This window comes from Oleiphilus sp. HI0066, from assembly GCF_001635725.1.
Window position 1 is genome coordinate 1 of record NZ_LWFH01001412.1, and the last position, 592, is coordinate 592.

Sequence of the window (592 nt, forward strand, 5' to 3'; positions counted from 1 at the left end):
AGTAGAGAAAAGCATGCCAATGATTTTGCAAAACTAATTCCGGCGCTGCGCATTTTGGTCTCCGAAGGGGCGTGACAGATAGTGCGTAGAAAATAGTTTAAGTCGCACTTTCTTAGGGTGATATTTAAGAAAGCGCAAGAATAGAGGACGGTAATGGCAATGTCAATCGAAATGAGACTAATTCGTATTTACATGTAAAGCTTCGTCTGTTACCTTTCGCGACTTTGGGAATATAGCGCGCTAGGAAAAAGGCATGACTGATAAAGTTGATATTGATAACGATCCAATTATTCAAGGTGAGCAGGCGCAGGGTTTACTTGAACTGCTAAGCACTTGGGGGCCGCTGACCACAATCGTATTCTCGGGAGGTTGCGTGTTTGAATTTAAAGGTGCATTTCCTAAAGGCACGCTAGGCGAAGGTTTTTACAACTTCGGGCATGGCAATGCTGCGGGTTTTCAAGGGCATTTGAACTTAAAGAACGTAAAGGCAATTACCTTCCAAGATAAATTGCACCGTGGTCGTCAAAGCTATGCCTTTGTATTCCGCGACAAGAACAATGATTGCATATTTAAAGTATTCCTAGGGCGTGAT

1 protein-coding gene is annotated in these 592 nt (G+C 43.1%); it reads left to right on the plus strand.

Annotated features, from left to right (window positions below; translation table 11 throughout):
* Positions 1-253 precede the first annotated feature (253 nt).
* A partial coding sequence (locus A3738_RS21495; RefSeq protein WP_068763844.1) for a ChuX/HutX family heme-like substrate-binding protein occupies positions 254-592 on the plus strand: 339 nt, incomplete at its 3' end.